Annotated in this window: 1 pseudogene; it reads right to left on the bottom strand. The window is 64.0% G+C overall.

Going from position 1 to position 236, the window contains the following annotated elements:
• A pseudogene (locus tag BGIM_RS68655) lies at nt 1–236 on the bottom strand (TROVE domain-containing protein); the annotation flags it as partial.

Here is a 236-nt window from a genome sequence, read left to right as displayed (position 1 = left end):
GCTCCCAAGACGCCTTCTTGTCGCCGCCCTTGGACAGTTCCACCTCCCAAGTGTCCGGCGTGGCCAACTCGCCCTTTACGAGTTTGCGCCACAACTCGGCCTGTTCGGCGTTCACCGGCTTCGGGCGGGTGATGCGCAAGGCGTCGCGCAACTTGACCGCCTTCGATCCACCGTTGTACTTGGCGAGCTGGTACTCGTCGAAGCGACGGAAGGCGTTTCCGACGTGCCGCTTCGCC

It is taken from the genome of Zavarzinella formosa DSM 19928 (genome assembly GCF_000255705.1).
Taxonomy (GTDB): domain Bacteria; phylum Planctomycetota; class Planctomycetia; order Gemmatales; family Gemmataceae; genus Zavarzinella; species Zavarzinella formosa.
This window is presented reverse-complemented; position numbering and strand designations above follow the sequence as displayed.